The 24111-nt window shown below is 62.4% G+C and carries 34 protein-coding genes; 26 read left to right on the forward strand and 8 right to left on the reverse strand.

Annotation, left to right across the window (positions count from 1 at the left end; all coding sequences use genetic code 11):
- Positions 1–14: 14 nt before the first annotated feature.
- From ptsP to cysG, 4 genes are all read right to left on the reverse strand, one after another.
- Positions 15–1754, reverse strand: coding sequence for a phosphoenolpyruvate--protein phosphotransferase (gene ptsP / locus BI344_RS01285; protein ID WP_071111159.1), 1740 nt, complete (start codon positions 1752–1754; stop codon positions 15–17).
- Positions 1755–1870: 116 nt separating this feature from the next.
- Positions 1871–2140: an HPr family phosphocarrier protein gene (locus BI344_RS01290; RefSeq protein WP_043576934.1), complete on the reverse strand. Its 270-nt coding sequence runs from the start codon at positions 2138–2140 to the stop codon at positions 1871–1873.
- On the reverse strand, positions 2127–2534 hold the full coding sequence (locus BI344_RS01295) for a PTS sugar transporter subunit IIA (protein WP_071111160.1): 408 nt from the start codon (positions 2532–2534) through the stop codon (positions 2127–2129). Before BI344_RS01295 ends, BI344_RS01290 begins: the two co-directional genes overlap by 14 nt.
- 99 nt (positions 2535–2633) lie before the next feature.
- On the reverse strand, positions 2634–4046 hold the full coding sequence (cysG, locus tag BI344_RS01300; RefSeq protein ID WP_071111161.1) for a siroheme synthase CysG: 1413 nt from the start codon (positions 4044–4046) through the stop codon (positions 2634–2636).
- 208 nt (positions 4047–4254) lie between these two features.
- On the opposite strand from cysG, the gene BI344_RS01305 reads away from it, so the two are divergent.
- On the forward strand, positions 4255–6207 hold the full coding sequence (locus BI344_RS01305) for a sensor domain-containing diguanylate cyclase (RefSeq protein WP_158021020.1): 1953 nt from the start codon (positions 4255–4257) through the stop codon (positions 6205–6207).
- A gap of 1 nt (position 6208) precedes the next feature.
- Positions 6209–7048 carry a DUF3025 domain-containing protein gene (locus tag BI344_RS01310; RefSeq protein ID WP_071111163.1) on the forward strand — a complete coding sequence of 280 codons (840 nt, stop codon included), beginning with the start codon at positions 6209–6211 and terminating at the stop codon, positions 7046–7048.
- Here BI344_RS01310 and BI344_RS01315 read toward each other — a convergent pair.
- Positions 7000–8208, reverse strand: coding sequence for a YihY family inner membrane protein (locus BI344_RS01315; RefSeq protein WP_071111164.1), 1209 nt, complete (start codon positions 8206–8208; stop codon positions 7000–7002). The two genes, BI344_RS01310 and BI344_RS01315, sit on opposite strands and share 49 nt — an antisense overlap.
- An 89-nt stretch (positions 8209–8297) precedes the next feature.
- On the opposite strand from BI344_RS01315, the gene wrbA reads away from it, so the two are divergent.
- Together wrbA and BI344_RS23585 are read left to right on the forward strand one after the other, a co-directional pair.
- Positions 8298–8894, forward strand: a complete 597-nt coding sequence (gene wrbA, locus BI344_RS01320; protein ID WP_071111165.1) for an NAD(P)H:quinone oxidoreductase — start codon at positions 8298–8300, stop codon at positions 8892–8894.
- 197 nt (positions 8895–9091) lie between these two features.
- Positions 9092–9529: a hypothetical protein gene (locus tag BI344_RS23585; RefSeq protein WP_139166850.1), complete on the forward strand. Its 438-nt coding sequence runs from the start codon at positions 9092–9094 to the stop codon at positions 9527–9529.
- Positions 9530–10098: 569 nt separating this feature from the next.
- Here the strand turns inward: BI344_RS23585 and BI344_RS01330 are convergent.
- Both BI344_RS01330 and BI344_RS01335 read right to left on the reverse strand, forming a co-directional pair.
- On the reverse strand, positions 10099–10401 hold the full coding sequence (locus BI344_RS01330) for a hypothetical protein (RefSeq protein WP_071111167.1): 303 nt from the start codon (positions 10399–10401) through the stop codon (positions 10099–10101).
- Between the two features lie 83 nt (positions 10402–10484).
- Positions 10485–10898: a hypothetical protein gene (locus BI344_RS01335; RefSeq protein WP_139166851.1), complete on the reverse strand. Its 414-nt coding sequence runs from the start codon at positions 10896–10898 to the stop codon at positions 10485–10487.
- 258 nt (positions 10899–11156) lie between these two features.
- Here BI344_RS01335 and BI344_RS22615 point away from each other — a divergent pair, with 258 nt between their 5' ends.
- The 21 genes from BI344_RS22615 to BI344_RS01435 all read left to right on the forward strand — a co-directional run bounded on the left by BI344_RS22615 (position 11157) and on the right by BI344_RS01435 (position 21949).
- Complete coding sequence (locus BI344_RS22615) at positions 11157–11453, forward strand: helix-turn-helix domain-containing protein (RefSeq protein WP_083370021.1); 297 nt, start codon at positions 11157–11159, stop codon at positions 11451–11453.
- A 44-nt stretch (positions 11454–11497) separates the two neighbouring features.
- Positions 11498–12016: a hypothetical protein gene (locus BI344_RS01340; protein ID WP_071111169.1), complete on the forward strand. Its 519-nt coding sequence runs from the start codon at positions 11498–11500 to the stop codon at positions 12014–12016.
- Positions 12013–14148, forward strand: coding sequence for a Mu transposase C-terminal domain-containing protein (locus BI344_RS01345; protein ID WP_071111170.1), 2136 nt, complete (start codon positions 12013–12015; stop codon positions 14146–14148). Before BI344_RS01340 ends, BI344_RS01345 begins: the two co-directional genes overlap by 4 nt.
- A gap of 51 nt (positions 14149–14199) precedes the next feature.
- Entirely contained in the window at positions 14200–14943 is a 744-nt protein-coding gene (locus BI344_RS01350; protein ID WP_071111171.1) for an AAA family ATPase, read from the forward strand.
- The gene (locus BI344_RS01355) at positions 14943–15569 is read left to right on the forward strand and encodes a hypothetical protein (protein WP_071111172.1); all 627 of its coding nucleotides are present in this window, start codon (positions 14943–14945) and stop codon (positions 15567–15569) included. Before BI344_RS01350 ends, BI344_RS01355 begins: the two co-directional genes overlap by 1 nt.
- Positions 15556–15879: a helix-turn-helix domain-containing protein gene (locus BI344_RS01360; protein WP_071111173.1), complete on the forward strand. Its 324-nt coding sequence runs from the start codon at positions 15556–15558 to the stop codon at positions 15877–15879. The genes BI344_RS01355 and BI344_RS01360 overlap by 14 nt, the downstream gene beginning before the upstream one ends.
- A 2-nt stretch (positions 15880–15881) precedes the next feature.
- Complete coding sequence (locus BI344_RS01365; protein WP_071111174.1) at positions 15882–16169, forward strand: hypothetical protein; 288 nt, start codon at positions 15882–15884, stop codon at positions 16167–16169.
- Positions 16166–16516, forward strand: a complete 351-nt coding sequence (locus BI344_RS24685; protein ID WP_071111175.1) for a hypothetical protein — start codon at positions 16166–16168, stop codon at positions 16514–16516. Before BI344_RS01365 ends, BI344_RS24685 begins: the two co-directional genes overlap by 4 nt.
- Positions 16516–17139 (forward strand): DUF3164 family protein, encoded by a 624-nt coding sequence (locus BI344_RS01375; RefSeq protein ID WP_071111176.1) that lies wholly within the window; start codon positions 16516–16518, stop codon positions 17137–17139. The genes BI344_RS24685 and BI344_RS01375 overlap by 1 nt, the downstream gene beginning before the upstream one ends.
- A 1-nt stretch (position 17140) precedes the next feature.
- Positions 17141–17341 (forward strand): hypothetical protein, encoded by a 201-nt coding sequence (locus BI344_RS01380; RefSeq protein ID WP_071111177.1) that lies wholly within the window; start codon positions 17141–17143, stop codon positions 17339–17341.
- A 1-nt stretch (position 17342) separates the two neighbouring features.
- Positions 17343–17864, forward strand: a complete 522-nt coding sequence (locus BI344_RS01385; RefSeq protein WP_071111178.1) for a hypothetical protein — start codon at positions 17343–17345, stop codon at positions 17862–17864.
- A 14-nt stretch (positions 17865–17878) separates the two neighbouring features.
- Positions 17879–18169 (forward strand): HU family DNA-binding protein, encoded by a 291-nt coding sequence (locus tag BI344_RS01390; RefSeq protein ID WP_071111179.1) that lies wholly within the window; start codon positions 17879–17881, stop codon positions 18167–18169.
- A gap of 166 nt (positions 18170–18335) precedes the next feature.
- On the forward strand, positions 18336–18743 hold the full coding sequence (locus tag BI344_RS01395; protein ID WP_071111180.1) for a gp16 family protein: 408 nt from the start codon (positions 18336–18338) through the stop codon (positions 18741–18743).
- On the forward strand, positions 18734–19165 hold the full coding sequence (locus tag BI344_RS01400) for a Mor transcription activator family protein (protein WP_071111181.1): 432 nt from the start codon (positions 18734–18736) through the stop codon (positions 19163–19165). The genes BI344_RS01395 and BI344_RS01400 overlap by 10 nt, the downstream gene beginning before the upstream one ends.
- Before the next feature lie 30 nt (positions 19166–19195).
- Positions 19196–19720: a hypothetical protein gene (locus tag BI344_RS01405; protein WP_071111182.1), complete on the forward strand. Its 525-nt coding sequence runs from the start codon at positions 19196–19198 to the stop codon at positions 19718–19720.
- An 88-nt stretch (positions 19721–19808) separates the two neighbouring features.
- On the forward strand, positions 19809–20219 hold the full coding sequence (locus BI344_RS01410; RefSeq protein ID WP_071111183.1) for a M15 family metallopeptidase: 411 nt from the start codon (positions 19809–19811) through the stop codon (positions 20217–20219).
- Complete coding sequence (locus BI344_RS01415) at positions 20216–20449, forward strand: hypothetical protein (RefSeq protein WP_071111184.1); 234 nt, start codon at positions 20216–20218, stop codon at positions 20447–20449. Before BI344_RS01410 ends, BI344_RS01415 begins: the two co-directional genes overlap by 4 nt.
- Entirely contained in the window at positions 20439–21029 is a 591-nt protein-coding gene (locus BI344_RS01420; RefSeq protein WP_071111185.1) for a hypothetical protein, read from the forward strand. The genes BI344_RS01415 and BI344_RS01420 overlap by 11 nt, the downstream gene beginning before the upstream one ends.
- Positions 21022–21231, forward strand: a complete 210-nt coding sequence (locus tag BI344_RS01425; RefSeq protein WP_071111186.1) for a TraR/DksA family transcriptional regulator — start codon at positions 21022–21024, stop codon at positions 21229–21231. The genes BI344_RS01420 and BI344_RS01425 overlap by 8 nt, the downstream gene beginning before the upstream one ends.
- On the forward strand, positions 21231–21449 hold the full coding sequence (locus tag BI344_RS01430) for a hypothetical protein (RefSeq protein ID WP_071111187.1): 219 nt from the start codon (positions 21231–21233) through the stop codon (positions 21447–21449). Before BI344_RS01425 ends, BI344_RS01430 begins: the two co-directional genes overlap by 1 nt.
- A complete protein-coding gene (locus BI344_RS01435) occupies positions 21449–21949 on the forward strand; it encodes a DUF1804 family protein (protein ID WP_071111188.1) in 501 nt (166 codons plus the stop codon). Before BI344_RS01430 ends, BI344_RS01435 begins: the two co-directional genes overlap by 1 nt.
- Here the strand turns inward: BI344_RS01435 and BI344_RS23595 are convergent, their stop codons facing one another.
- Positions 21950–22453, reverse strand: coding sequence for a hypothetical protein (locus tag BI344_RS23595; RefSeq protein WP_083370024.1), 504 nt, complete (start codon positions 22451–22453; stop codon positions 21950–21952). It abuts the gene before it with no gap.
- 23 nt (positions 22454–22476) lie between these two features.
- Here BI344_RS23595 and terL point away from each other — a divergent pair, with 23 nt between their 5' ends.
- Positions 22477–24108: a phage terminase large subunit gene (gene terL, locus BI344_RS01445; protein WP_071111190.1), complete on the forward strand. Its 1632-nt coding sequence runs from the start codon at positions 22477–22479 to the stop codon at positions 24106–24108.
- Positions 24109–24111: the final 3 nt, after the last annotated feature.

The raw sequence follows: 24111 nt of genomic DNA on the forward strand, positions 1-24111 counted from the left end.
AATAAAAACCGGGCCTAGTCGCCCGGCTCTGCATTCAGCAGTTGCAGTAAATCGGCTATTTTATCAGGGTCTTCCGATCTAAGCATGCGCGTCGTGATCGAGGCGATCTCGTCCAGGTGGGTGGTCAGCACCTGCTGCTTCACCGACAGCAGATTGGCGGGGTGCATCGAGAACTTGCGCAGCCCCATACCCAGAAGCAGGCGGGTGAGCTTGGCATCGCCCGCCATCTCGCCGCACACCGACACCGGCACATTGGCCTTGATGCCGCACTTGATGGTATGCAGGATCAGCTTCAGCACCGCCGGGTGGACGGGATCGTACAAGTGGCTGACGGTATCGTCGTTGCGGTCTATCGCCAGCGTGTACTGGATCAGATCGTTGGTGCCCACCGACAGGAAATCGACATGCTTGGCAAAGCTGCCCGCCACCAGCGCCGCCGACGGGATTTCTATCATCGCGCCCACTTCGATGTCGTCGGCGTAGCCTATCCCCTCGTCGCGCAGCTCTTCCTTGGCGTATTCGAACTGCGCCAGCGCCTGCTTGAGCTCCGGCAGTGAATTGAGCATCGGGAACAGCACGCGGATGCGGCCGTGCACCGAGGCGCGCAGCAAGGCGCGCAGCTGGGCGCGGAACATCAGCGGCTCTGCCAGGCACAGGCGGATGCCGGTCAGGCCCAGCGCCGGATTGTCGGCCTGGTCGTGACCCAGCCATTTCGGGCTCTTGTCGGCGCCCAGGTCCATGGTGCGGATGGTCACCGGCATGCCCTTGAGCGCCATCGCCACATGGCGGTAGGCCTCGAACTGCTCGTCCTCGGTGGGCAGAGTGTCGCGGCCCAGGAACAGGAACTCGCTGCGGAACAGCCCCACCCCCACCGCGCCGGACTCGCGCACGTCCTCGACGTCCTGCGGCCGCTCGATATTGGCCAAGAGCTCGATCACCGAGCCGTCGCGGGTGACGGCGTTGGACTTGCGGATGGACGACAGCTTACGCCGCGCGCCGCGCCAGGCGCGCAGCCGGCGCCGGTATTCGGCCAGCACCAGCACGTCCGGATTGATGATCACCACGCCCTGCAGGCCGTCGACGATGATCATCTCGTCCTCGCGGATCAGCTCGCGGCCGTGATGCAGCGCGATCACCGACGGCAGGTCCAGGCTGCGCCCCAAGATGGCGGTATGCGAAGTGGCGCCGCCGACGTCGGTGATGAAGGCGGCGAAATTGGAATCCTTGAAGTACACCATGTCGGCCGGCGACAGGTCGTGCGCCACCAGGATGTGGTCTTCCACCAGGTCTTCGGGCGCCGGCAGCTGCGGCGCATCGCCATCCAGGTTCTTGAAGATGCGCTCCACCACCTGCAGCACGTCGTTCTTGCGCTCGCGCAGGTAGTCCTCTTCGATGGCGTCGAACTGTTCGATCAGATGGTCGCACTGCAGCTTGAGCGCCCATTCGGCGTTGCAATGCTGCTTTTCTATGATCTCGCGCGGCTCGCGCGAGATGGTGACGTCGCCCAGCAGCATGATGTGCAGCGACAAAAAGGCGCCCAGCTCGGCCGGTGCGTTCTCCGGGATGCTGCCCCACAGCATCTCCAGCTCCTTGCGGGTCGAGCGCACTGCTTCGTCAAAACGTGCCTTTTCCGCCGGAATCTCGCCCTCTTCCAGCAGATAGTGCGCAACATCGTCCATGCTGCGCGAAATCAGATGGGCCCGACCGATGGCGATGCCGCCGCCGATGGCCACCCCGTGCAGGATGATGCTCATTGCCCCCTCCCCTGGCAGGCCGTGTTATTTTCGCTGTGCCTGCCTCTATCCCTGCCGCCGCTGGCGGCAGACTCCCTGAACGGCCGGGGAAAGCCGGCCACCCGCTCAGCGCCGCATCACTCCGCCTCGTCGAAACGGTTGTTGATCAGCGCGATCAGCGCTTCCAGCGCCTGCTGTTCGTCCTCGCCGCTGATCTCCAGCTCCACCTTGGCGCCCTTGGCCGCGGCCAGCATCATCACTCCCATGATGCTCTTGCCGTTGACGCGGCGGTTGTTGCGGGCAATGAAGATATCGCTCTTGTAGCGGCTGGCCAGTTGGGTGAACTTGCTGGACGCACGCGCGTGCAGGCCCAGCTTGTTGATGATTTCGACTTCAGATCGCAACATTTCCTTCCCCCGGAATAATGTAAAGCACGCCCTCCAAGCCGCCGGTGATCGCCTTGCTGACGACGATCTCCAGCGGCTGGCTGCTGTAGCACAGCGCGCGCACCAGCATCGGCAAGCTGGCGCCGGCCACCGCCTCGACTCGGCCAGGCCGGATCAGCCGGCTGGCGATATTGGATGGCGTGCCGCCGTACATGTCGGTCAGCACCATCACGCCGTCGCCCTGGTCCAGGCCATCCACCAGGCTTTGCGCTTCTGCCAGCTTGCGTTCCGGGTCTTCGGTCTTGTCCACCACCATCACCGCCAGATTTTCCGGTTCTCGGCCCAAGATGTGCTTGGCGCAATCCGCCAGGCTACGCCCCAGGTCTCCATGTGCAATTATCAGAACACCTACCATGCCTGAGTCTTCGAATTGGTGCGGCCAAGCGCCTGCCGGCCACGTTATTTGAGCAAAGCTCGAACCGCGCGGGCCATGTTCCGCCCGCGCATCCGCAGATCAATCTTCCTGAATTGTAACAGCTGAATTCTCACTGCGGCGGTACCAGGACAGCTTGTCCGCCAATTGCACCACTTCGCCGACGATGATCAACGCCGGCGAAGCGATGCTGTGCGAAGCCATCAGACCGGGCAAGGTGGATAAAGTGCCGCACACCGTGCGCTGGCGCTCGGTGGTGGCCCACTCAACCGCGGCGGCAGGCGTCGCCGCCCCTCGGCCGTTGTCGACAAAAGCCTGGCACAGCTCGGCGGCGCTGGACACGCCCATGTACACCACCACCGTCTGCTGCGGCCGGGTCAGCGCCGGCCAGTCAAGCGCGATGCTGCCATCTTGCTTATGGCCTGTGACAAACGTCACCGACTGCGCGTAGTCGCGATGGGTCAACGGAATGCCGGCATAGGCCGCCGCGCCGCTGGCCGAGGTGATGCCGGGCACCACTTCGAAGGCCACGCCATGCTCGGCCAAGGTGGCGATCTCCTCGCCGCCGCGGCCGAAGGTGAAGGGATCGCCGCCTTTGAGCCGCAACACCCGCTTGCCCTGCTTGGCCAGCGTCACCATCAATTGATTGATGTCGTCCTGCGGCAGCGCGTGGTTGGCGCGCGCCTTGCCCACATAAACGCGCTCGGCGTCGCGCCGCACCAGCTGCAACAGCTCCGGCGCCACCAGCTTGTCGTACAGCACCACGTCGGCCTGCTGCATCAGCCTGAGCGCGCGAAAGGTCAGCAGGTCGGGATTGCCCGGCCCGGCGCCCACCAGATAGACCGCGCCGGCGGCGTCCGGCCCCGCGCCGGCCAGCTGCCGCTCCATTTCCGCCGCGGCCTGCTCGTCATGCCCGTTCAGCACCGCGTCGGCCAGCGGCCCCTCCAGCACGCCCTCCCAGAAGCGGCGGCGCTGGTCCACGTCCGGGAAACGGGCCTTGCTGCGCTCGCGGAACTGCGCAGCGAAGCGCGCCAGCCGGCCGTAGGCCGCGGGAATCATGCTCTCCAGCCGCGCGCGCGCCATCCGCACCAGCACCGGCACGCTGCCGCCGCTGGCGATGGCGATCATCAACGGCGAGCGATCGATGATGGCCGGCGTGATGTAGCGCGATACCTCGGCGTCGTCCACCACATTCACCAGCACCCCCAAGACCTCGGCATCGGCAGCCACCCGGCGATTCAAATCCGCGTCGCCGCTGGCGGCCACCACCAACCGCTGCCCCTGCAATTGCTCCGCCGCGTATGCCGCGGCCAGGTGGATCAGCTCGCCGCGCGCGGCCATCTCCGCCAGTTCCGGCGCCAATTCCGGTGCCGCCACCTGCAGGCGGGCGCCCGCCGCCGCCAGCAGCCGCGCCTTGCGCAAGGCGGCCTCGCCGCCGCCCACCACCAGACAGGGCTGCTGTTGCAGCTTGAGAAAAATCGGAAAGAAATCCATTCAGCACTCCACGCCGCGCAGCTTTCGCCGCCCCGCCAGCCATTTCGCTTGCCCACGCGGAATAATCCGCCTTTTCGTCATCAAGGATACTGTATTTGTTGCATAAATACGACGCTTGGCTGGCAGCGCGACGACGACTCCGCGGAAGACCCCGCCGCTGATGTCAAAATTCCCGTTTTGGCCTGCCGCCATTCATGTGGAGCGCTGTTTGACTCACCGATTCTCCCTGCGCCTGCCGGCGCCGGCCATCCTGCCCTGCCTCGCCCTCGCCAGTCCGCAACTGGCCTGGGCGGCCGGCAACCATGGCGCGTCGATGAGCCAGGCGGGCTGGCTGCTGGCCATGCTGGTCACCGCGCTCTGGCTGCAGAGCCGCCAGCGGCAGCGCAAGGCCCGCGCCACCCTGCAGGACGCCTGCCTGGGCCTCTTGGAGTTCAACCTGCCGCGCCAATACGTGCACGGCAGCGTCCACACCCTGCAACGCCTGCTGGGCCTGCCGGCGCACACCCGCGGCATGGACTGCGTGCGCTGGCTGACCCTGCTTCACCCGGAAGACCGGTCGGGCTTCAGCCAACTGCTGCAACAACCGCCGCAGATGCCGGAAGCCGGCTACGAATTGCGCATCCGCCACCACAGCGGCCACTGGGAATGGCTGGAAATGAGCCTGCAGCCCGCCTGGCGCGCCGGCAAGGTGCACCGCTTGACGGCGATCTGCCGCGTCGTCACCGCGCGCAAGCACAGCGAGGCGGCGATGATGCGGCGCGAGCAGCAGTTCCGCACACTGGTGGAAAACTCCGAAGACATCATCGCCCGCTACGATCTGGAGCTGCACTGCCTGTTCATCAACCGCAGCGTGGTGCGCTTCTCCGACCTGCCGCTGGAAGAGCACCTGGGAAAGACCCCGCGCGAAAAAGGCTGGACCGACGAGGCCAGCACCCGCTTCGAAATGGAATGCCGCCAGCTGATCAACAACTGGGAGGCGCGCAGCTTCGAGCTGGAGCTGTACAAGAACCAGCAGCGCCATATCTTCGAGATCCGGCTGTTCCCGGAATTCGACAGTGCCGGCATGCTGAAGACCATCCTGTCGGTGGACCGCGAAGTCACCGCCAGCCGCCAGGGCGAGCGCCTGCTGGCGGAGGAGAACGCGGTGCTGGAGATGATAGCCGGCAACCATCCGCTGCCGCAGACGCTGAACCAGATCTGCCAGATGATGGAATCGCAGCAGCCGCGCGGCATGTGCAGCATCATGCTGCTGGAAGAAGACGGCGCGTCGCTGCGCTTCGCCGCCGGCCTGAGCCTGCCGCCGGCCTACCGCAAGGAAGTGGAGCGGGTAGCGGTCGGCCCCAGCGCCGGTTCCTGCGGCACCTCGGCGCACTGGAAACGCACCATCGTGGTGGACGACATCCAGCAAAGCCCGCTATGGACGCACGCGCTGCACAAGGCGCAGCCCTTCGGCCTGCGCGCCTGCTGGTCGACGCCTATCTTCTCCAGCGACCGCCGCCTGCTGGGCACTTTCGCCACCTATTACTGCGAACCGCGCAGCCCGACGCCGGAAGACCTGGCGCTAGCCCACCGCAGCACCCACATCATCGCCATCGCGCTGCAGCGCCACGGCCACGAGAAGCAGCTGTTCCGCCTGGCGACCCAGGACGGCCTGACCGAGCTGAACAACCGCCGCCAGTTCATCGAGCTGGCCGACCGCGAAATCGAGCGCAGCCGCCGCAACGACGGCCCGCTGACGGTGCTGATGATGGACCTGGACCATTTCAAGGACATCAACGACCTACACGGCCACGCGCAAGGCGACGACGTGATCCGCCACTTCGCCCAACTGTGCCGCGAGGTGCTGCGCGCCAGCGATCTGTGCGGCCGCCTGGGCGGCGAGGAATTCGCCGCGGTGCTGCCCGACACCCGGCTGGAAGACGCGCTGCTGGTGGCGGAACGGCTGCGCGCAGCGGTCGCCGCCACCCGGCTGCCGGGCGGCAACGGCGAACTGGGCTACACCGTCAGCATCGGCGCGGCGATGCGGCAGCCGGCCGAGTCGGACATAGACGAAGTGCTCGGCCGCGCCGACAAGCTGCTGTACCAGGCCAAGCGCACCGGGCGCAACCGCATCTGCAGCGATCTGGACATCCTGCCGGCTGACCTGCCGGTTTCCGGCTAGAATGGCGCCTTTTCTCGACGCCCTCTCCGCCGTGAACGCCTGGCACACCGATTACCTAGCCCACCCGCTGTACCAACCGCTGCGCCCGGTTCTGGCCGGCATTGAGCCGAGCAGCTGGCCGCAACAGCGCGATTACGACCACCTGCTGGCCGCCGCCCGCGCCATGGGCCAGCCGCTGCCGGCGAACCTTCGCTTCGTCTGCGGCCTGGAGCCGGACGACTATTACGAAAGCCACATCGCCGACACCGGCCAGGTGCCCACCCGGCTGCAAAACTGGCACGACTGGTTCAACGCGCTGGCCTGGCTGGCCTGGCCGCGCGCCAAACAGGCGCTCAACCGACGCCATGTCCGCGCGATCCGGCGTGGCGAAGCGCGGCGCGGGCCGCTGCGCGACGCCGCCACCTTGCTGGACGAATGCGGGGTGATCGTGGCGACATCCGATCCCGCGCTGGGCCGCGCGCTGGACGACATGCAATGGAAGCTGCTGTTCATGGCGCGCCGCGCCGACTGGGGCCTGAACATGGAAGCGCGCACGCTGGGCCACGCGGTGATGGAAATGGGACTGACGCCGCACATAGGGTGGTGCGGCAAGGCGCTGATTCTGGATGTGGAGCCGGAGTTCTTCGCGCTCAAGGCGGAACAGCGGCAACAGCGGCTGGACCAAAGACTGGCCGCGCTGCTGGACGACGACAGACAAATAGCCAGCCCGCGCGCGATGTGCCCGCTGCCGCTGCTGGGCATACCGGGCTGGTGGCCGGACAACGAAGATCCGGCCTTCTACGACAATACCGCCTATTTCTGCCCGACGCGGCGGGCGAAATCCTCCACGGTTTCCGCCTGAAGCCCATCGGTCAGCGGAGCAAGCAACTGCGTCAAAGCCTCGCCCAGCAGGTCGCCGCGCTCGTTCTCCCGACGATAGACAAACAACTCGAACAACTCGGACAGACGGATCGCCGCCGCGCGCTTCATCAGCACCCAGGCATCGCCATGGCCTTTCTGCACGTAGCCCAGCTGCGCCAGCTTGTCCAATACCAGGCCCAGCTCGTCGTAGCCCACCTTCACCGCCTCCCGCAGCTGCGGCGGCGTCAGCGCCTCGCCGCGCTCATGGGCGGCGTCCAGCAGCAGCAGCACTTCCAGCGCATCCAAAAAGCGACGCTGCGGCTGGTTGCGGCGGCGCCAGGCGTCACCCTCCCAATAGGACAAGGCCGAAGTGAACACCGCGCCGGCCAATACCACCAGCCACAGGCAATACACCCACAACAGAAAGATCGGAATGCTGGCGAAAGCGCCGTACACCAGCTGGTAGCTGGCGATCTGGCCGATATAGAAACCGAAGCCGGCCTTGGTGGCCTCCAACAGCACCGCCGTCGCCAGCGCGCCCCAAATCGCGTGCTTGATCGGCACGAAGCGGTTGGGCACGATGCGGTACAGCAGCGACAGCACCAGCGCGGTCAGCACGATGGTGCCGCCGGCCTCCACCAGGCTGGCCAGAAAAGGCAGGTTCTTCTCGAAACGCGTCACCCGGAACAACCAGCGCCAGGACAGCAGGCTGCCGCCCAGCACCAGCGGCCCCAGCGTCAGCACCGTCCAGTACACCATGCCCTGCTGCAGCCAGGGCCGGCCGCGGCGCACGCCCCAGATGGCGTTGAAGGTGCGCTCTATGGTGGACATCAGCATCAGCGCGGTGACGCCCAGCATCACGATGCCGGCGGCGGTGAGCTTTTCCGCGTTGTCGGCGAACTGGCGCATGTAGACGGTGATCACCTTGCCGGCGAACTCCGGCACCAGTGTCGACAGCAGCATGATCTTGAAGCGGGTGCTGTAGTCGGAAAACACCGGAAACGCCGAAATCACCGTCAGCGCGATGGTGAACAACGGCACCAGCGCCAACAGCGTGGTGAAGGTCAGGCTGCCCGACACCTGCAGCACGCGCAGGCCGCCCATGCGCCGCGCCAGGAAGCGGGCAAAACCGAAATAGGGTTCTAATCGTTGAACTTGCATGGGCGCAAAGGTAATGGCAAAGCGGCGATGAGGCAAGACAAGCCGCTTTGCCCTATCATGCGGCGGTTATCCGTGATTGCGAGGTTTTCATGCTAGACATCCTAGTGCTGTATTACAGCCAGCACGGCTCCACCCGCGAACTGGCGCGGCTGATCGCGCGCGGCGTCGACAGCGTGCCTGGCTGCCAGGCGCGGCTGCGCACCGTGCCCAAGGTTTCCACCGTATGCGAGGCCAGCGAGCCGGCCATTCCAGAAAGCGGCGCGCCCTATGTGGAAAGACAGGATCTGGCCGACTGCGCCGGCCTGGCGCTGGGCAGCCCCACCCGCTTCGGCAATATGGCGGCGGCGATGAAATACTTTCTGGACGGCACCAGCGGCGAATGGATGCAGGGCGCGCTGTCCGGTAAACCCGCCTGCGTGTTCACTAGTTCGGCGTCGATGCACGGCGGCCAGGAGTCGACGCTATTGACCATGATGATCCCGCTGTTGCACCACGGCATGGTGATCGCCGGCCTGCCCTATTCGGAAGCCGCGCTCGCCGCCACCCAGAGCGGCGGCACACCGTATGGGGTGAGTCATGTGTCGGGGATAGATAATCGGCAGCCGATTAGTGAGCATGAGAAGGCGCTGGCGCTGGCTCAGGGGAAGCGGTTGGCGGAGTTGGCGGGGAAACTGGCAGTGAGATGAGACTGACGTCTGCTTGGACGCATAGGCAAAGCCCCTGGTTCAGCCCCCGTCAGGAGAGATTGCCACCAATTCGGAATTGATCCCGTCCTGCCATTTTGAAAACGATTAGAGCTATCCAGCGAATACAAGCGCTGTCATTAATGTGAATATTATTCCTGAGCTTTTCCCCACCGAAACAATCTCAGGAGAGTACACACATGGCAGCCGAAATCGCCACAGCACTCATCGCATCCTCAGGGGCATTTGCGCTTGCCGGAGCCACGTACTGGTTTACAAAAAAACGTGAACGAGAAGCAGAGCTTCGGAAAGAGAAACTCGAACACTATAAAGAATTCGTTGCAAGTCTGAGCGGCATCGTCATCGGTGAAGAAAGTCCTGAAGGTCAACGTGAGTTCGCGCGTGCCTGCAATAAGCTCAATTTGGTTGCCCCTCAAGCTATCGTGAAAGCAATGCAGGACTTTCAGCAGGAGATCAAGGTCAGCAATAGTCAAAAAACTCAAGAGAATCACGATCGACTCATGTCGAGATTGTTCTTTGAGATGCGAAAAGACCTCCAGATAACTCCAAAAGACGAAGACTCGTCATTTACTTTTGGCCTTTGGTCATCTGGCGCTCCACCAATCAATAGACCTTAGCCAGGCAGGGCGGGCAGACCATCAGGTCTTGCCCGCCCTGCGCACTCAACCAGACTCTCCTTCTTAACAATTTGATGAGACCGCTTCGCGGACGATGCTTGAGGGCCGGTTCCGCCCGGCGAACGGGAAAGGGGGCTGCGCGGCCAGCCCCCTTTCATCCCCAAGCCGCCCCTGCAGCCCGCGAAACCCCGACAAAAAGACGCTGGGCAAGGAGCCGCCGAAACTTGCCGCGCGCTACCGTCGCGCGGCAAGTTTCGGCGGCTTAAAACCTTGCCCATCGCCTTTTTGCCGGCGCGCGCTGAAAGGGGAAGAGGCGCGTCGCTTCCGTTCTACATCTTGTAGGACAGAAGCCCGACCTTCTTGGCGTTCCGTCATCCCCCCGCCTGAATCTAGCAGCACTGTCTGAATCTGCCTTCAGTCCCATGTGGCTTGCCCGCTTCCAATAACCTGAAACCGAACCGACGCGCCCCTCCCCCATCAGCGCAAGCCGTCTCCAAAGCCATTCCCAAGGTTTTAAGACGCCCTTTGTTTGAGCGGGGCGACGTTAGTGTGGGGGGGTAGTTAGTTTGTCACCGGGTGGCCGGCCGCTTGTTTGCCAAGAAAGCCAGTAACCACGCGGCTATCCACTGACCAGGATCATCCAGGAAGAAATGCACGGTAGCGATAAAAAATGGCGCGATCTTAACCAGATTTGCGCCATTTTTGGCATTGAACAGCGGGCGAATGACTTCGAATAGCGGATCATTGGCCGCATCAGCGTTGGTATCGATGAGAGAGAGGCCGGACAATGTCTCCGGGCGCTGCGGCGCTGCGACCCTGAGCGCGCCATCTAGTAAGCGCCGCAAGGCTTCTACCTCTACCTCTTCCTGCATTCAATGTGCTGCTGATACGCATTAGAAATGTCCCATGCTATACCATATGCATTTTCACAGCACTTGTACCTTTTGCCACTACGTCAAGCCACTAGCGCTTTGATAGCCATCAGGATGCCTTCCTGGTTGCCACCTTTCTTAGCGTAGTCATACAGGAAAGCCACTACAGCTCCTCGCCTAGCAGGGTCGATCTCCAGCCCCCGAGCACGCAAAGCTTCTTCTAGTACCGTTTCGACCATTTGAAGTTTTGAGAGGTCGATATCTGACGAGCCGGCGACAATTGTGCCTGCTACTGATGTGGCCTCAGCAGGCAACGTTTTGGCCTCACCGAGATAGCGCGCAGGAATCTCATAGACCTTGCGTGTTCCCCCGATTCCTTTTCTCTCCTCGAAGAACCAGCCTTCACTTTGTGCGCGCGCAATCAACGCAGGCTTGCTTTTAGGCAAGCCTGGTAGGCACATCGCTGCGATCTCACTCGCTGAGTATAGCTTTTTCACCTAACACTTCCCCATAACGAACCGTTAGGTTCGCGCAACACTTAAACAGATTCCAATCCCTGAGCCAGAATCAGCGCATTATCTTGTTTTAATTGTGTTTATTTGCTCGCGCCCGATATCGCTCAGAGCCGGCGACGCGCAGGACGAGCGTTAAGCATTGACTTAACACTTAAGAACACTTAATCTTCGTTAAAGATGACGTTCGGGATTAGCTCCCGCCTAAAAAACCGGCTGCTACCGGGTAACGAAGGAATCCACATGAGCGCCTGTAAACACAAAGGATGGCACAAGGAGGATATCAAAGCGGCTATCCGAAAACGGGGAACCACGATGTCGGCCCTTGCGCGTCAACAAGATCTACCGCCGTCAACTATACGGAATGCTCTTGCTCGACCAGTCCTCTCTGGCGAGGTTGTGATCGCAGAGTTCCTAGGCGTTCCACCACACGAGCTTTGGCCCGAACGCTGGACCCGTGAAGGACGCCGAATTCGGCCTCGCTATGCCCATAAGTATATCGAAGGAGTGAGCAGCAATCAGGGTAAATCTCAAGTGTAATGCTATCGGGACAATTTTAACGCTTACGACTACTGGAGAACACTATGAGTAGAAGACCACGCAATCCACCAGGGCAGCTAGCTCTCAGCTTCGATGTATTCGCGATTGAAACGCCCGAAGGGGTCGTCGCAGCCCAGGGCCAAAATCTATACGACGCGGGGATTCGTCAAATGCTGGCTTCCGCACTTGATGACGCCTTTGCCCGTGGCCTTTCCCGCGAACGGGTAGCGGATGCGATAAGCGAGAGGCTGGCTCGCCCGGTCAATAAATCCCACCTGGACTTGTGGTGTGCACCAAGCCAGATTGATCGCCGAATCCCTGTTGATGCCCTGATGGCCCTGATGTCTGTCTGCGAAGACGCTCGTCCCTTGGAGTGGATGGCTCATCAAGCGGGTAGAAAAGTTCTGACGACAGATGAAGCACTGTGTGCAGAGTTTGGGGCTATGGCTGTTCTGGATCGACATATCAAGGCGAAACAGAAAGCAATCGAAGGACAAATGGACGAAAAGCTCTTTGGCCATTTGATGGGCAAGATTCGTCGAAGCGCGCGAGGCGAAAAATGAACGCGCCTCTCGTGAAATCGCACTACAGTGCATCGGAACTTGCGGCACTACATCTGCTTGGGCTCCCAACTTCTAAAGTGGCCCTGATAGCTCGCGCCGAGCGCGAATCCTGGCCTTACGTCGAAACCACCGGCCGAGGCGGCATCCGCCGAGAATACACCCCGCCCGCCGAGGTGGTCGCAGCAATCAAGGCTAAAGCCGCCGAAAGCGTAGCCGCCGCCATGCCGGCTCCAGCTCTTCCTACACGGCGCGCCGAACAGCTGCCACTGATCGAAACCGAGGCGCAGTCGCTAAAGGCCGACGCGCGGCGCGGCGTGCTGCAGGCGCTGGAAATGCTGATGAAGCGCTCCGGGTATCCGCTGAAAAAAGCGGCTGCGACGCTCCTCGACATGGCCCGCTTGGGCACCGCCAGCGAACAGCTGGTGAAGATGCTCAAAATGGCGCGCGATGAGCGCGGCCGCCCCAGCCCGGACGGCTTGCCGAGCGTTCGCAGCGTGCTGCGCTTTGTTGAGTACGAGCGCGCCGGCATGCTGGCCCCGAAGAAGCGCGAGCGCGACATGAGCGTGCCGGCCTGGGCTCCGTTCTTCCTGGGCTATTACCAGCGGCCGGAGAAGCCGACAGTCGAACATGCTTACCGCTTGTTTGCCGCTGATTGGGCGCAAGCCCAGCCGGGGACCGAGGTGCCCAGCGTTTGGCAGGTCCGCCGCTTCCTGCAGAAAGTCGGCAACGTCAGCCGCGAGATCGGCCGCATGGGCGAGCGCGAGCTGAAGACGCTCAAGCCTTTCATCCGCCGTGGCTTCGAAAACCTGCTACCGGGCGATATCTACAGCGCCGATGGCCACACCTTTGACGCCGAGGTGCAACACCCGCTGCATGGCCGCCCGTTCCGCCCGGAGATCACCTCCATGGTCGACATCGCCACCCGCCGCGTGGTGGGTTGGTCGGTGGCCTTGGCCGAGAGCGGGTTGGCGGTACTGGACGCCCTGCGCGATGCCTGCTTGCGGCATGGCATCCCCGCCGTGTTCTACGTCGACAACGGCTCCGGCTACAAGAACGAAATGATGCTGGATGTCGCAACCGGCTTCATGTCCCGGCTGGGCATCGAGATGGTCAACAGCCTGCCGTACAACTCCCAGGCGCGCGGCGTGATTGAACGGCTGCACCAAACCATATGGGTCAACGCGGCGAAGAGTCTGCAAGCCGGCTACATCGGCCATGACATGGACCGCGAGGCCAAGCTGGCCACCTTCAAGCTGTCGCGCAAGGCGATCAAGTCTGCGGAAGTCAGCGCCATGCAGCTGATGGCGTGGGACCGTTTCATCGCGTTCTGCGACGAGCGCGTGGCCGAGTACAACGACCGCCCGCACCGCAGCCTGCCCAAGATTACAGACCAGGCCACTGGCCGACGTCGCCACATGACACCGAACGAGGTCTGGGAACAGCACGTCGCCCAGGGCTTTGAGGCGCACCGCGTCACCGATGACGAAGCCCGCCCGCTGTTCCGCCCGCAGATGCTGCGCACCGTGCGCCGCTGCGAGATCGAACTGCTCGGCAACCGCTACTTTGCCCGCGCCCTGGAGGAGTTCCACGGCGAGCAGCTGCGGGTCGGCTACGACATCCACGACCCTCACACCGTTTGGGTCTACGACGACCAGGGCCGCTTTCTGTGCACAGCCGAGCTGGATGCCAATAAGCGCGACTACATGCCGAAGTCCGTTATCGACCGCGCCCGCGAGAAACGCGCGGCCGGCCGCGAGAAGCGCCTGGAGGCGAAGTTGGTCGAGGTGCGCGAGGAGCTGCACGGCACCCCGGCGCTGGAGCAGATCGACACCGTCACCATCCCCGGCTTTATGTCCTTCAATCGCGAGCAACTGGCGCAGCGCGCCCGCGCCTTGGACCCGGTGGACGTGGTGACCGTGGCGAATGAGCCGGAGACCCGGCAGGCCATGCCTGAGCCGGTTGCGGAATTGCCTACCTGGGCAGTGCCAACCACGCCGGAGGCCCGCTGGGCGGAATGGCAACAACTGAATGGGATGAGCGAGGAGGAAATCGACAGCGAGAAAGCAAGGAAATGGCGGCACACCTATCAGGCGACCGCCGAATTCCGGACATATCAGCGCAAGAGCGCCTAACGCATCGCCGCTGCAACGGCGCTGCATGAACCACTAGAAAGAGCCCAAATCATGACGCAACCCCAATCGCAGGTCAATCGAGTGGCCAACATTTCCAACCTCGACCTGGTCGCCGTGGCGGCCGAAAAACTGCTGTCGCGGGTCGACGGACTGCCGGGCATCGGCGTGATGTACGGCGAGGCCGGCCGGGGCAAAACCATCGCCTGCAGCGCGTTGGCGAACCAGACGCGCGGCTATTACGTGCAGATGCGCAGCGCATGGAGCCGCAAGACGCTGCTGGAGAAAATCCTATTCGAGATGGGCATCAAGCCCAGCGGCACCATCCCGCACCTACTCGACCAGGTATGCGAACAGATCGCTGCATCCCGGCGGCCGCTGATCGTCGACGAGTTTGATTTCTGCCTGCGCTCCGATGGCCTGGTCGAACTGGTGCGCGATATCTACGAAGGCAGCCAGGGCACCCTGCTGCTGGTCGGCGAAGAGACCATTCCGCAGAAGCTCAAGCGCTGGGAACGGTTCCATAGCCGCGTGATGGCCTGGATTCCTGCACTCCCCGTCAGCCTGGACGATGCCCGTAAGCTGTCGCCGATCTATTGTCCCCAAGTCGACATCGCAGAAGACCTGCTGGCCCGCGTGGTTGAGTTGTCGCATGGCTCCGTGCGCCGCGTATGCGTGAACCTGACCCGTGTGCATGAGGAAGCCATGATGCTGGCCGAATCCGAAATGACGCTGGCCAAGTGGGGAGACCGCGACCTGTACACCGGCGACGCGCCGAAGCGTCGGGGGGCAATCTGATGCGTACCGCACGTCATGCAACGCGAATGGAGAGCTCTGGCGGCCGTGGCGCGCACCAGCGCATTTGGGACGCCATCCGCGCGCGCCGCGACGACTTCACGCCGCAACTGATCCACAGCGACACATTGGCGACCCTCGGCGCTATCGGGCACTACGTCAACGCCCTGGTGCTGGGCGGCTACGTCGAACGTATTAATCAGCGCACCGGCTATGCCGAGCAGCAGCGCTTCCGCTTGGTGAAGGATACAGGCATCGAGTATCCACGCCTGGACGCCAAGGGGCGGCCCATTTCGCGCGATCTGTGCACCGAGGCCATGTGGCGGACGATGCGCATCGTCGGCGGGGAATTTTCCTCCCGAGAACTGGCTGCGCTGGCCAGCACCCCTGATCGCCCTGTCGCCCATAGCACCGCGAGCTTATATATCGGCCAGCTCGTGAAGGCCGGCTATGTCGTCAAGGCCAAGGCCACCAGAGTGGCAGGAAAACGATCCACCCCGCGTTACAGATTCCTTCCCCAACGTTATTCCGGGCCGCGTCCGCCGGTCGTTGGCCGCAATGCCTATGTGTACGACCCGAACCTGGACAAGGTGGTGTGGCAGGAGGAGATGAACCATGACGACCTCTGAATCGCCCTGGCTCCCCCTACTGCGCGCCGAGGTCGAGCGCACCAGCATTGGCCAAGCTGCCAAATTGCTGGGCTACAGCCGAACCACCGTCAGCCTGGTGCTTGCCGGCAAATACCCCGGCCAGACGGAACGCGTGGCCGGCGCGGTCCTGAACACCCTGGGCCGCGTGGCCTGCCCGTATCTTGGCCGCGACCTGACGCCGGATGAGTGTAAAGCGCAGTCCACCAGCCAAGCCCCGACCCACAACCCGTTAAAGCTGGCCCACTGGCGCGCATGCCAGCGGTGCCAAAACCGCTGCAAAGGAGAGTGAAGATGCAAACGCAACGACCGATCCAAAACGCAAAAGTGATTGCAGCCGCGCACCTGGTGGCCGCTGCCGTAGAGCGCCTGACCCAGCGCGGGCTAACCGTAGTGGGCGTGGAAATGGAGCCGCCACGCCCGACGATCCGCATTCTGAAGCACGAAAGCTGCTCTGCAATGGTTCAGGAAGGGAAAGCCGCCTACTACGGCTTTGATCAGGACACCTATTTCGGGAAGTACCGCCAAGGGCAGTTCCAGTTGAACGGCTGCCGCGTGGTGTGGGACGAGCTGGACGCATGAGCGACACGGTTCTAGACGACAAAACCAAAGCGGTGCTGGCCGCCGAGGTGGAGCGGTTGGTTGCCATGGGAACGGAACGGCGCGAGGCGCGGCGGATTGTGTGGCTGGACTACCTGGATGAGCAGGCCCAATGCCAGCCACAAGCCCCCAGCACCGCGCCGGCCCCGGCGGAGATGGAGGCAGCACCACCCAACGCGCCGCCTCCCGGCCCTGAACCTCCGCCCACGCCGCCGCGACCGCCCAGGCGATTCTGGCGGGCGGAAGAGGAAGCCCGGCTGACCCCGGAATGGCTGGCCCGCAACAAGGCCCAGCTGCAGAAGATCAAGCAACTGATGAGGAGTACGTGATGAACGAGAAACAAGCACAAGCGCCCGATGGCTACTGGAAAGACGCCAAAGGCCATTTGGTCCCGGAAAGCCTGATCAAGCCGATTGATCGCGAGCGCGACAACCTGGTGCGCGCCTTGGTGAAAGACGCTCAGGAGCTGTCCGAGGTGTTGGGCCGATTCAAGGCCCGCGCATTCGGCGATATCGCCGCCTTTGTCGACCTCTCGACCGAGCAGTATGGCGCGGCCCTGGGCGGAAAAAAGGGAAACCTGACCCTGTATTCGTTTGACGGCAAATACAAGATCAACCGCGCCAGCCAAGACAAGATTGGCTTTGACGAACGCCTGCAGGCGGCCCGCGCCAAGATTGACGAATGCCTGGCGGACTGGACAGCAGGCGCCCGCCCCGAGCTGCAGGTGATCGTCAATGAAGCCTTTGCGACTGACAAGCAAGGCCAGATCAACACGGGCCGCGTGTTGGCTCTGCGCCGCTACGACATCCAGGACGAGCGCTGGAAGGAGGCAATGACGGCAATCGGCGAGGCCGTCCAGGTAGTGGCGAGCCGGTCTTACATCCGGGTCTATGAGCGGGTCGGCGACACCGATCAATACCGCCCGATTCCTCTTGATATCGCGGGGGCGTGAAATGAGCAAATTGACCGACTTATTCGGCTGGCCCAATACCACGCTGGTCGATGTTTTCGAAGAAGCAAAAAGCATCCAGGGCAATCAGCTTGAAATCGTAGAAATGGAACTGACTGGCGGTGGTTCTCTTGCCATCGCACTAATCTCCGGACCTCACACCGAGGCCGTCACCCGCGCCATGCGCAAAGCCAAAGGAGAGTGAGATGGGACCGAACAACGTGAACGCTGATATCAAACGTGCCATCGACCTGACCATGCAGGCCACCGCCTGCCTGTCCGGAACCGACCGCAGCGAATACCTGACTGCCGTCCTGGCCGTGTCCCTGGGCGCGCTGCGTGCCGCTGAAGGTGATTCATTCGCCTACGGTTTCCTGCGCAGCGCCATCGCCGAATTGGGCTCGCCGCCGGAGCGCGTCCTCGTCAATCCGGCGGACCCCGACTTTCCTGGCATCGCGGTTAACGCTCCGACCGGCGCTGTCGATCCGGGCACGCTTAGCAATGTGACCGAGCTGCGCACCGCGCTGAAGTGCGCCAACGAACTCGTCCTGTATCGCGGCGAGGTCATGGCTGCCATGCGAGCCGCTCTGGCCGAGATCGCCAGCCAGGTCGGCGATCTGGTTGCCGCCCATCTGCAGCATGACGCCGAACGATTACATCAGCTGATGAACGACCTATGCGAGAAGCACGTCGTCGTCAACGGCAAGCCGTCCCACTCCCTCCACTGAAACAAGGAACCGCCATGACCAAGCAAGAACTGATGGAACGCATTACCGAGACCATGAAGATCCGCTATGAGCGCGCTGTCAGCAAGGTAGACGTCGCTGCCTTCCTGGAGTCGTTCGGCGATGTCGCCACCACCGAGCTGCAGGCCGGCCGCGAAGCGCTGCTGCCCGGCCTGGGCAAGCTGGCGGTCAAACAGACTCAGCCCCGGCTCGGCCGCAACCCGAAGACCGGCGAGGCGCTGGAGATCCCCGGCCGCCGAGCGCCGAAGTTTGCCGCGTCCAAGTTGCTGAAGGACGCACTGCAGTAAGACGTAGAGCCTGATGTCGAGCCGGTCATGCCGGCTCCGCAACGGGTTTTAACCAACAGCTCGCAGCGTTGAGCGGCCCACCTCCATGGTTAACTGGAGATGCCGTCCTCTGAAACCGGCGGGCCGCTCAACGCTGCGGGCTGCAAACCAAGCAACGGAGGCAAGTATGCGCAATCCGGCACTGGCGATGATCCACATTGCCAAGAAGGAACTGGGGCTGGACGACGAGACCTACCGCGCCATGTTGCTGAGCGTGGGAGGCGCGGCATCTAGCAAAGACCTCACGCAAGACGGTATTGACCGGGTACTGACACACATGAAGCGCTGCGGCTGGAAGCCCAAGCGCAAAGCGGCTGACAAACCCCGCGTTGGCGAGAGCCGGCAAAGCCTGATCAACAAGGCGGAGGCGCTGTTGGCCGAGGCCGGCCGGCCCTGGGACTACGCCGACGCCATGGCTCAACGCATGTATGGCGTGGAGCGTGCCGGTTGGCTTGCCCCGGTGCAGCTGCATGGGCTGGTTGCCGCGCTGACGTACGACGCGAAACGACATGGGAGGTTCCAGGGATGCAACTGAACGACGTGCAGCACCTGTTGCCGGAAATGGCGCAGCTGATTGCCAGCCTGATTGGCCTACCCAAGGCGCTGAGATTGATAGAGGCCTGGGGTGGAACCACCTTTCCCATCTCCAAAAATAAGCGCCGGGATGGCCAGATTCGCTACGAGGCGCTGGCCGAGGTCGTGGGCGTTGATGCCGCCAATATTCTGACTTTGCACTTTGGTGGCGAGGTGCTGGCCATCCCCCGCTGCGCGACAGCGCTACGCGAGGTGCGGGACCGCATGATCCGTGCTGAGTTTGACGAGGAAACCCTCACGCATCCGGCCAGCCACGCTGTCGGGCTGCTGGCCCGCCGCTACCAGATGACTGAACGAAATGTCTGGATGGTGCTGAAGAAAACCGACAGAGTTAACGAGACAAGACAGGAGGTATTGTTTTAGCATTTTGTCATTTCAGAACAGGGAAATGCCATGGTACGCCGCTGCATCATTTTGCCAGTGCTGCTTGCAGGACTTCTTATCGGTTGTGGGCAGCCTGCGAGCTTAACCTCTGAAGACGTGGGAAGGCTGCGTCAGTTGAACAGCGCAAACAGGTCTCTCAGCTTAGAAGAGATTAAGGCTGTTGCTAAAATTCAGTATCGAGCAGCCTTGTTCATTACCAAGAATCTGGAATTGAAAGTTCAAGAAAAAGACTATGACCTCTTCTTCCGTGCTGTACCGGCTGGCGCTTTAGAAAAATATCCATTGCTAAACGATGCGATGAGCTCGCCGATTGTTCTGAATGAGCAATATCAAAAATATGGAAATCGACAGACAAGCCAGTATGATGCTTGCGAAGGCATGCTGTCCGAGGCTAAAAATCTGTACTGGATTATCCGGGAAACGCAGCCTCAGGGAGTTCTAGATTTGACAGATAATGGCGCGGTCAACATGCAACGGCAGAAAATTGATCAAGCCACCCAAGCATGCAGCCAGGTGCTAGCAAAATCTGTGTGAATCAGACCGAATACACTGAAAGCCTGCACAGCGCCCCAACCGGGGCGTTTTCTTATTCTGGCGGTGTTCCCATCCACAGGACACCGACATGCCTAGCCGCAAAATAGAAGACCTCCATCCCGACCTGCAGCCGCTGTGCCGCGAGTTTCTGCGGCGCTGCCAGGCTGCCGGCCTGGACATCCTGATTACTTGCACCTACCGCTCCGCCGAGGAGCAAAACCAGCTGTACGCTCAGGGCCGCAATGGCAAGCCCGGCGCGCGCGTCACCAACGCGCGTGGCGGCCAATCCGAGCACAACGCCATGATCCAGGAGCGGCCGGCAGCTCGCGCGTTCGACGTCGTACCGATTGTCGGCGGGAAGCCGTGCTGGGATGACAAACATCCCGCTTGGCAAACCGCCGGCCGCATCGGCATGGAGCTGGGCCTGCATTGGTACGGCCGGCCCAATGCGCCATTCCGTGAGTTTCCCCACTTCGCGCTGCAACGGGGATACCAATGACCCTTGGCGATCTGTTCAAAAACCCTGCAACCGGCAAGCTGAGCCACAGCAAGCTGTGGGCGAACATCTCCTGCGCAGCCGGCACAGGCATGTTCATTTACCAGGGTGTGGCGGGCACGCTGACCGCGGATGTATGGCTGATCTATTTGGGCGTGGTGGGCGGGTATTCGGCGGCGCGCAGCTGGATCGCTACCCAACGCGATGCCAAAGGGGGCGGCAATGACAATTAACCCGCTAGCCGCCCTGGCCATCAAAGGGGCCGTCTACCTGCTGCCGCTGCTAGGTGTGGGCTATGTCGGCTATCAAACCGGCCAGTCCCTGGCCGACCAGCGTCACCAGGTGGCGCTGGCCACCCTGAAGGCTCAGCACGCCGCCGAGCTGAAGCAACGGGCCGAGGACAACGTCCGCACGTTGACTGCAGCCAGTGCCGAGCAAAAGCGCCTGGCTGATCTGGTCCACCAGGTGGGCTGGCAGTTGCTGCAGGCCCGTGGCGAGCTGGCGCGCAGCCAGGCTCAACTCAAAGAAAGAATCCCCAATGCAACGCAACGTGATGGCGCTGCTTTTACTGGCCTTGGCCCTGACAGCCTGCGGCTCTACCGCGCCGCCCTCGGTTACGCCGAGTCCGATTCGGGTATGCCCTCGGCCGACGCCGGAAATGCTGCAAAAGCCGATCAAGCCAGCTCCTCCCGCGCAGGGCTACCGCCCGCAGACCTACTGAACCACGCCGCCGATTACGGCCGCTGGTGCCAGGAATTGGAGATACGCCTGGACAGCTACATCCGGCTGCACCAGGGGGCCGCGCATGGATGATTTTGACCGTGCCCAGGAACTGGAGCAGCGGCAACGCGACCAGGCGCTGGCCATCCAGGCGGATCTGGCCCGCGCCTCCTCGCTGAGCAGCTACAGCCATTGCGAGGACTGCGGGGATGCGATCCCCGCGCCGCGCCGCCAGGCTGTGCCCGGCTGCACCCGCTGTATCGACTGCCAACAACGCCAAGAAGGGAAACGCTGATGTCCGAGAACAACGAACTGACCCGCGCCCTGGGGCGTATTGAAGGCAAGCTGGACATGATCGTCGCCAGCCAGTCGGTACAGAACGAGCGCCTGGACGCCATGGACGGCCGCCTGCGCCACGTTGAGCAGCAGGCTGCCCGAGCGGGCGCGATCAGCGGCGGCATCGTCGCGGTAGGCACCGCCATCGCCGTCGAACTGGTCAAGCGGGCGCTGTAATGGCGCATACACCAGAGACGCGAGACAAGGTCCGCCGCCTATACGTGTTTGACCGCATCAGCCTGGAAGTGGCCGCCATGCAATGCGGCGTGTCGATGTCTGCCGCCAGCCGCTGGAAACGCGAATCGGCCGATACCGGCGACGATTGGGACAAGGTGCGTGCGGCGGCGCTGCTGGCCGGCGATGGGATAGAGAGCATCGCCCGTGCCGCCTTGGCAGGGTTCATGACCCAATATCAGGCGACGATGGACGCTCTGACCGCTAATGACCAGATACCGGCCGAGAAGAAGGTGGCGATGCTGGCCAGCTTGGCAGACTCGTTTAACAAAACGATCGCCGCCAGCAAGCGAGTATTACCGGAGACCAGCCAGCTGGCGACGGCGATGGAAGTAGTGCAACGCATGGCTACGTTCATCCGCGACAAATACCCGAAGCATGCCAACGCATTTGTTGAGGTGCTGGAGCCATTTGGGGAGGAGTTGGCCAAGTGGTATGGCTAATTACCAGTAATTATTAGTACTTGGTGGCGGAGGCATTGGTACCTGCCTAGCCTGCTTTTCACATAGGAATACTGCGCGGCAATTGGGATTGGGGCATGTGACCGAATGATGGCCATTTTGAATACCGTACTTTTGCAAGATCGATTTGACACCATTCTGGTAACAATTAGGACAAAGCTCATGGACCGGCTCATCGCCTTGCATATCAGGTTTTACACGATACACCACTGTGCCCTCAGCCAACTGGTGCAGCTGATATCGCTGTTTCTCCTGCTCCCAATTCTTGAACTGCTCTATTTCAGCTTTCAGCTCCTTCAGTCGGGACTGAGTCGTAGCGTAATCTGCCTGCGCCTTGAACAATTGCTGTTGGACATCGGCAATGACGCCATTCAACTGTACGACTTTCGCGGATACTGCGGCATCGGTCTTCAATGTCAACAAGGCTTGGGTGATATCAGTGGCGGCTTTCAGCGCGCTGGCTGCGGCAGTGAATTCTGCAAACATGGTATTCGTCCCAGGAGAATGGTGTGAGTAAGCTTAGCAAAAAAGACTTCCTTAAGGACGTTGCGCTACTGGCGGCTGAGTACCGCCGCCAGATCGACGCCGAGTGCGACGGGTTCAGCCCAGATCCGGCAGCACGTGAACAGCGCCGGCTACAGGCGATGGGTAGCTTTCGTTTCTTTGCTCAAACCTACTTCCCGCACTACGTCAAACACATCCCTGCGACGGTCCATGACTATCTGTTCGATCGCTTCCAGGCGGTAGTCGACAACGGCGTCGGCGACCATGACGCGGTAGCCGCGCCGCGCGGCCATGCCAAGTCCACTCTGATCACCCAAATCGGCACGTTGTGGTGCATCGTCACCGGCCGCAAGCATTACCCGCTGATCGTGATGGACGCCGTCGAGCAGGCATGGCCGATGCTGGAGGCGATCAAGGCGGAGCTGGAGTTCAATCCCCGCTTGCTGCTGGACTTTCCAGAGGCCACCGGCCGGGGCCGTGTATGGCAGGTCGGCACGATCCTTACCGCCAACGACGTCAAGGTCGAGGTGTTCGGCTCCGGTAAACGGATACGGGGCCGCCGCCATGGTCCGCACCGGCCTGACCTGGTCATCGGCGACGACCTGGAAAACGACGAGAACGTCCGCAGCCCGGAGCAGCGCGACAAGCTGATGAGCTGGATCACCAAGAGCCTGCTGTCGCTCGGCCCGGCGGACGACAGCCTGGACGTGTTCATTATCGGCACCATCCTGCACTACGACTCGGTGCTGGCGCGGCTGATCCAGAATCCGCTGTGGACCAGCGCCAAGTTCCGCGCGGTCGAGCGCTGGCCCGACCGCATGGACCTGTGGGATCGCTGGACCGAGATTCTGCTCGGAGAGGGCAAGGACGAGGCGCTGGCGTTCTATCACGCCCATCAGCCGGAGATGGATGCCGGCGTGAAGATTTGCTGGCCCGGCGGCACCACCTTTTACAAGCTGATGACCAAGCGGGCGCGCGACGGTAAGGGCGCGTTCGACAGCGAGCAGCAGAACGATCCGCTGTCCGGTGATGACGCCCCATTCGCCGAGTGCATCAGCTTCTGGGTGAACCGGCTGCGCGAGTGGGTGTTTTACGGCGCGTGCGACCCTTCGCTGGGCAAGGCCGGGAACCGGCGTGATCCGTCCGCCATCCTGGTCGGCGGCTTCAACCGCCATACCGGCGTCCTCGACGTGGTGGAGGCTAGCATCCGCAAGCGCCTGCCCGACCGCATCATCGAAGACGTGATCGCCTTCCAGGCAGAATACCGCTGCGTGCTGTGGCTGGTAGAGGCGGTCCAGTTCCAGGAGTTCATGCGTACCGAGCTGGTCAAGCGCTCGGCAGCGCGCCACATTCCGGTGCCGGCGCGTGGTGTCACCCCTCATGGCGACAAAGACTTGCGCATCCTGACGCTGCAGCCGCACATGGCCAACGGACTGATTCGGTTATCTCCAGACCAGCACACCCTGATTGAGCAGCTGCGGCACTTCCCCAAAGCAGACCACGACGACGGCCCCGACGCCCTGCAGATGCTGTGGGCGGCCGCGCTCTCCGGCGGCGGCCAGATCGATTACACCCCGGTGCCGCGATCCGGCAGCGCCGACGACTACGCCGGCAGCTTCTCTGCCGGCGCATGGTAGGAG

The organism is Chromobacterium sphagni, assembly GCF_001855555.1.
GTDB lineage: Bacteria > Pseudomonadota > Gammaproteobacteria > Burkholderiales > Chromobacteriaceae > Chromobacterium > Chromobacterium sphagni.

Coding starts and splice junctions, on each gene's coding strand:
- ptsP (WP_071111159.1), bottom strand. CDS start 1,754: ATGAGCATCATCCTGCACGGGGTGGCCATCGGCGGCGGCATCGCCATC.
- BI344_RS01290 (WP_043576934.1), bottom strand. CDS start 2,140: ATGTTGCGATCTGAAGTCGAAATCATCAACAAGCTGGGCCTGCACGCG.
- BI344_RS01295 (WP_071111160.1), bottom strand. CDS start 2,534: ATGGTAGGTGTTCTGATAATTGCACATGGAGACCTGGGGCGTAGCCTG.
- cysG (WP_071111161.1), bottom strand. CDS start 4,046: ATGGATTTCTTTCCGATTTTTCTCAAGCTGCAACAGCAGCCCTGTCTG.
- BI344_RS01310 (WP_071111163.1), top strand. CDS start 6,209: ATGGCGCCTTTTCTCGACGCCCTCTCCGCCGTGAACGCCTGGCACACC.
- BI344_RS01315 (WP_071111164.1), bottom strand. CDS start 8,208: ATGCAAGTTCAACGATTAGAACCCTATTTCGGTTTTGCCCGCTTCCTG.
- wrbA (WP_071111165.1), top strand. CDS start 8,298: ATGCTAGACATCCTAGTGCTGTATTACAGCCAGCACGGCTCCACCCGC.
- BI344_RS23585 (WP_139166850.1), top strand. CDS start 9,092: ATGGCAGCCGAAATCGCCACAGCACTCATCGCATCCTCAGGGGCATTT.
- BI344_RS01330 (WP_071111167.1), bottom strand. CDS start 10,401: ATGCAGGAAGAGGTAGAGGTAGAAGCCTTGCGGCGCTTACTAGATGGC.
- BI344_RS22615 (WP_083370021.1), top strand. CDS start 11,157: ATGAGCGCCTGTAAACACAAAGGATGGCACAAGGAGGATATCAAAGCG.
- BI344_RS01340 (WP_071111169.1), top strand. CDS start 11,498: ATGAGTAGAAGACCACGCAATCCACCAGGGCAGCTAGCTCTCAGCTTC.
- BI344_RS01345 (WP_071111170.1), top strand. CDS start 12,013: ATGAACGCGCCTCTCGTGAAATCGCACTACAGTGCATCGGAACTTGCG.
- BI344_RS01350 (WP_071111171.1), top strand. CDS start 14,200: ATGACGCAACCCCAATCGCAGGTCAATCGAGTGGCCAACATTTCCAAC.
- BI344_RS01355 (WP_071111172.1), top strand. CDS start 14,943: ATGCGTACCGCACGTCATGCAACGCGAATGGAGAGCTCTGGCGGCCGT.
- BI344_RS01360 (WP_071111173.1), top strand. CDS start 15,556: ATGACGACCTCTGAATCGCCCTGGCTCCCCCTACTGCGCGCCGAGGTC.
- BI344_RS01365 (WP_071111174.1), top strand. CDS start 15,882: ATGCAAACGCAACGACCGATCCAAAACGCAAAAGTGATTGCAGCCGCG.
- BI344_RS24685 (WP_071111175.1), top strand. CDS start 16,166: ATGAGCGACACGGTTCTAGACGACAAAACCAAAGCGGTGCTGGCCGCC.
- BI344_RS01375 (WP_071111176.1), top strand. CDS start 16,516: ATGAACGAGAAACAAGCACAAGCGCCCGATGGCTACTGGAAAGACGCC.
- BI344_RS01380 (WP_071111177.1), top strand. CDS start 17,141: ATGAGCAAATTGACCGACTTATTCGGCTGGCCCAATACCACGCTGGTC.
- BI344_RS01385 (WP_071111178.1), top strand. CDS start 17,343: ATGGGACCGAACAACGTGAACGCTGATATCAAACGTGCCATCGACCTG.
- BI344_RS01390 (WP_071111179.1), top strand. CDS start 17,879: ATGACCAAGCAAGAACTGATGGAACGCATTACCGAGACCATGAAGATC.
- BI344_RS01395 (WP_071111180.1), top strand. CDS start 18,336: ATGCGCAATCCGGCACTGGCGATGATCCACATTGCCAAGAAGGAACTG.
- BI344_RS01400 (WP_071111181.1), top strand. CDS start 18,734: ATGCAACTGAACGACGTGCAGCACCTGTTGCCGGAAATGGCGCAGCTG.
- BI344_RS01405 (WP_071111182.1), top strand. CDS start 19,196: ATGGTACGCCGCTGCATCATTTTGCCAGTGCTGCTTGCAGGACTTCTT.
- BI344_RS01410 (WP_071111183.1), top strand. CDS start 19,809: ATGCCTAGCCGCAAAATAGAAGACCTCCATCCCGACCTGCAGCCGCTG.
- BI344_RS01415 (WP_071111184.1), top strand. CDS start 20,216: ATGACCCTTGGCGATCTGTTCAAAAACCCTGCAACCGGCAAGCTGAGC.
- BI344_RS01420 (WP_071111185.1), top strand. CDS start 20,439: ATGACAATTAACCCGCTAGCCGCCCTGGCCATCAAAGGGGCCGTCTAC.
- BI344_RS01425 (WP_071111186.1), top strand. CDS start 21,022: ATGGATGATTTTGACCGTGCCCAGGAACTGGAGCAGCGGCAACGCGAC.
- BI344_RS01430 (WP_071111187.1), top strand. CDS start 21,231: ATGTCCGAGAACAACGAACTGACCCGCGCCCTGGGGCGTATTGAAGGC.
- BI344_RS01435 (WP_071111188.1), top strand. CDS start 21,449: ATGGCGCATACACCAGAGACGCGAGACAAGGTCCGCCGCCTATACGTG.
- BI344_RS23595 (WP_083370024.1), bottom strand. CDS start 22,453: ATGTTTGCAGAATTCACTGCCGCAGCCAGCGCGCTGAAAGCCGCCACT.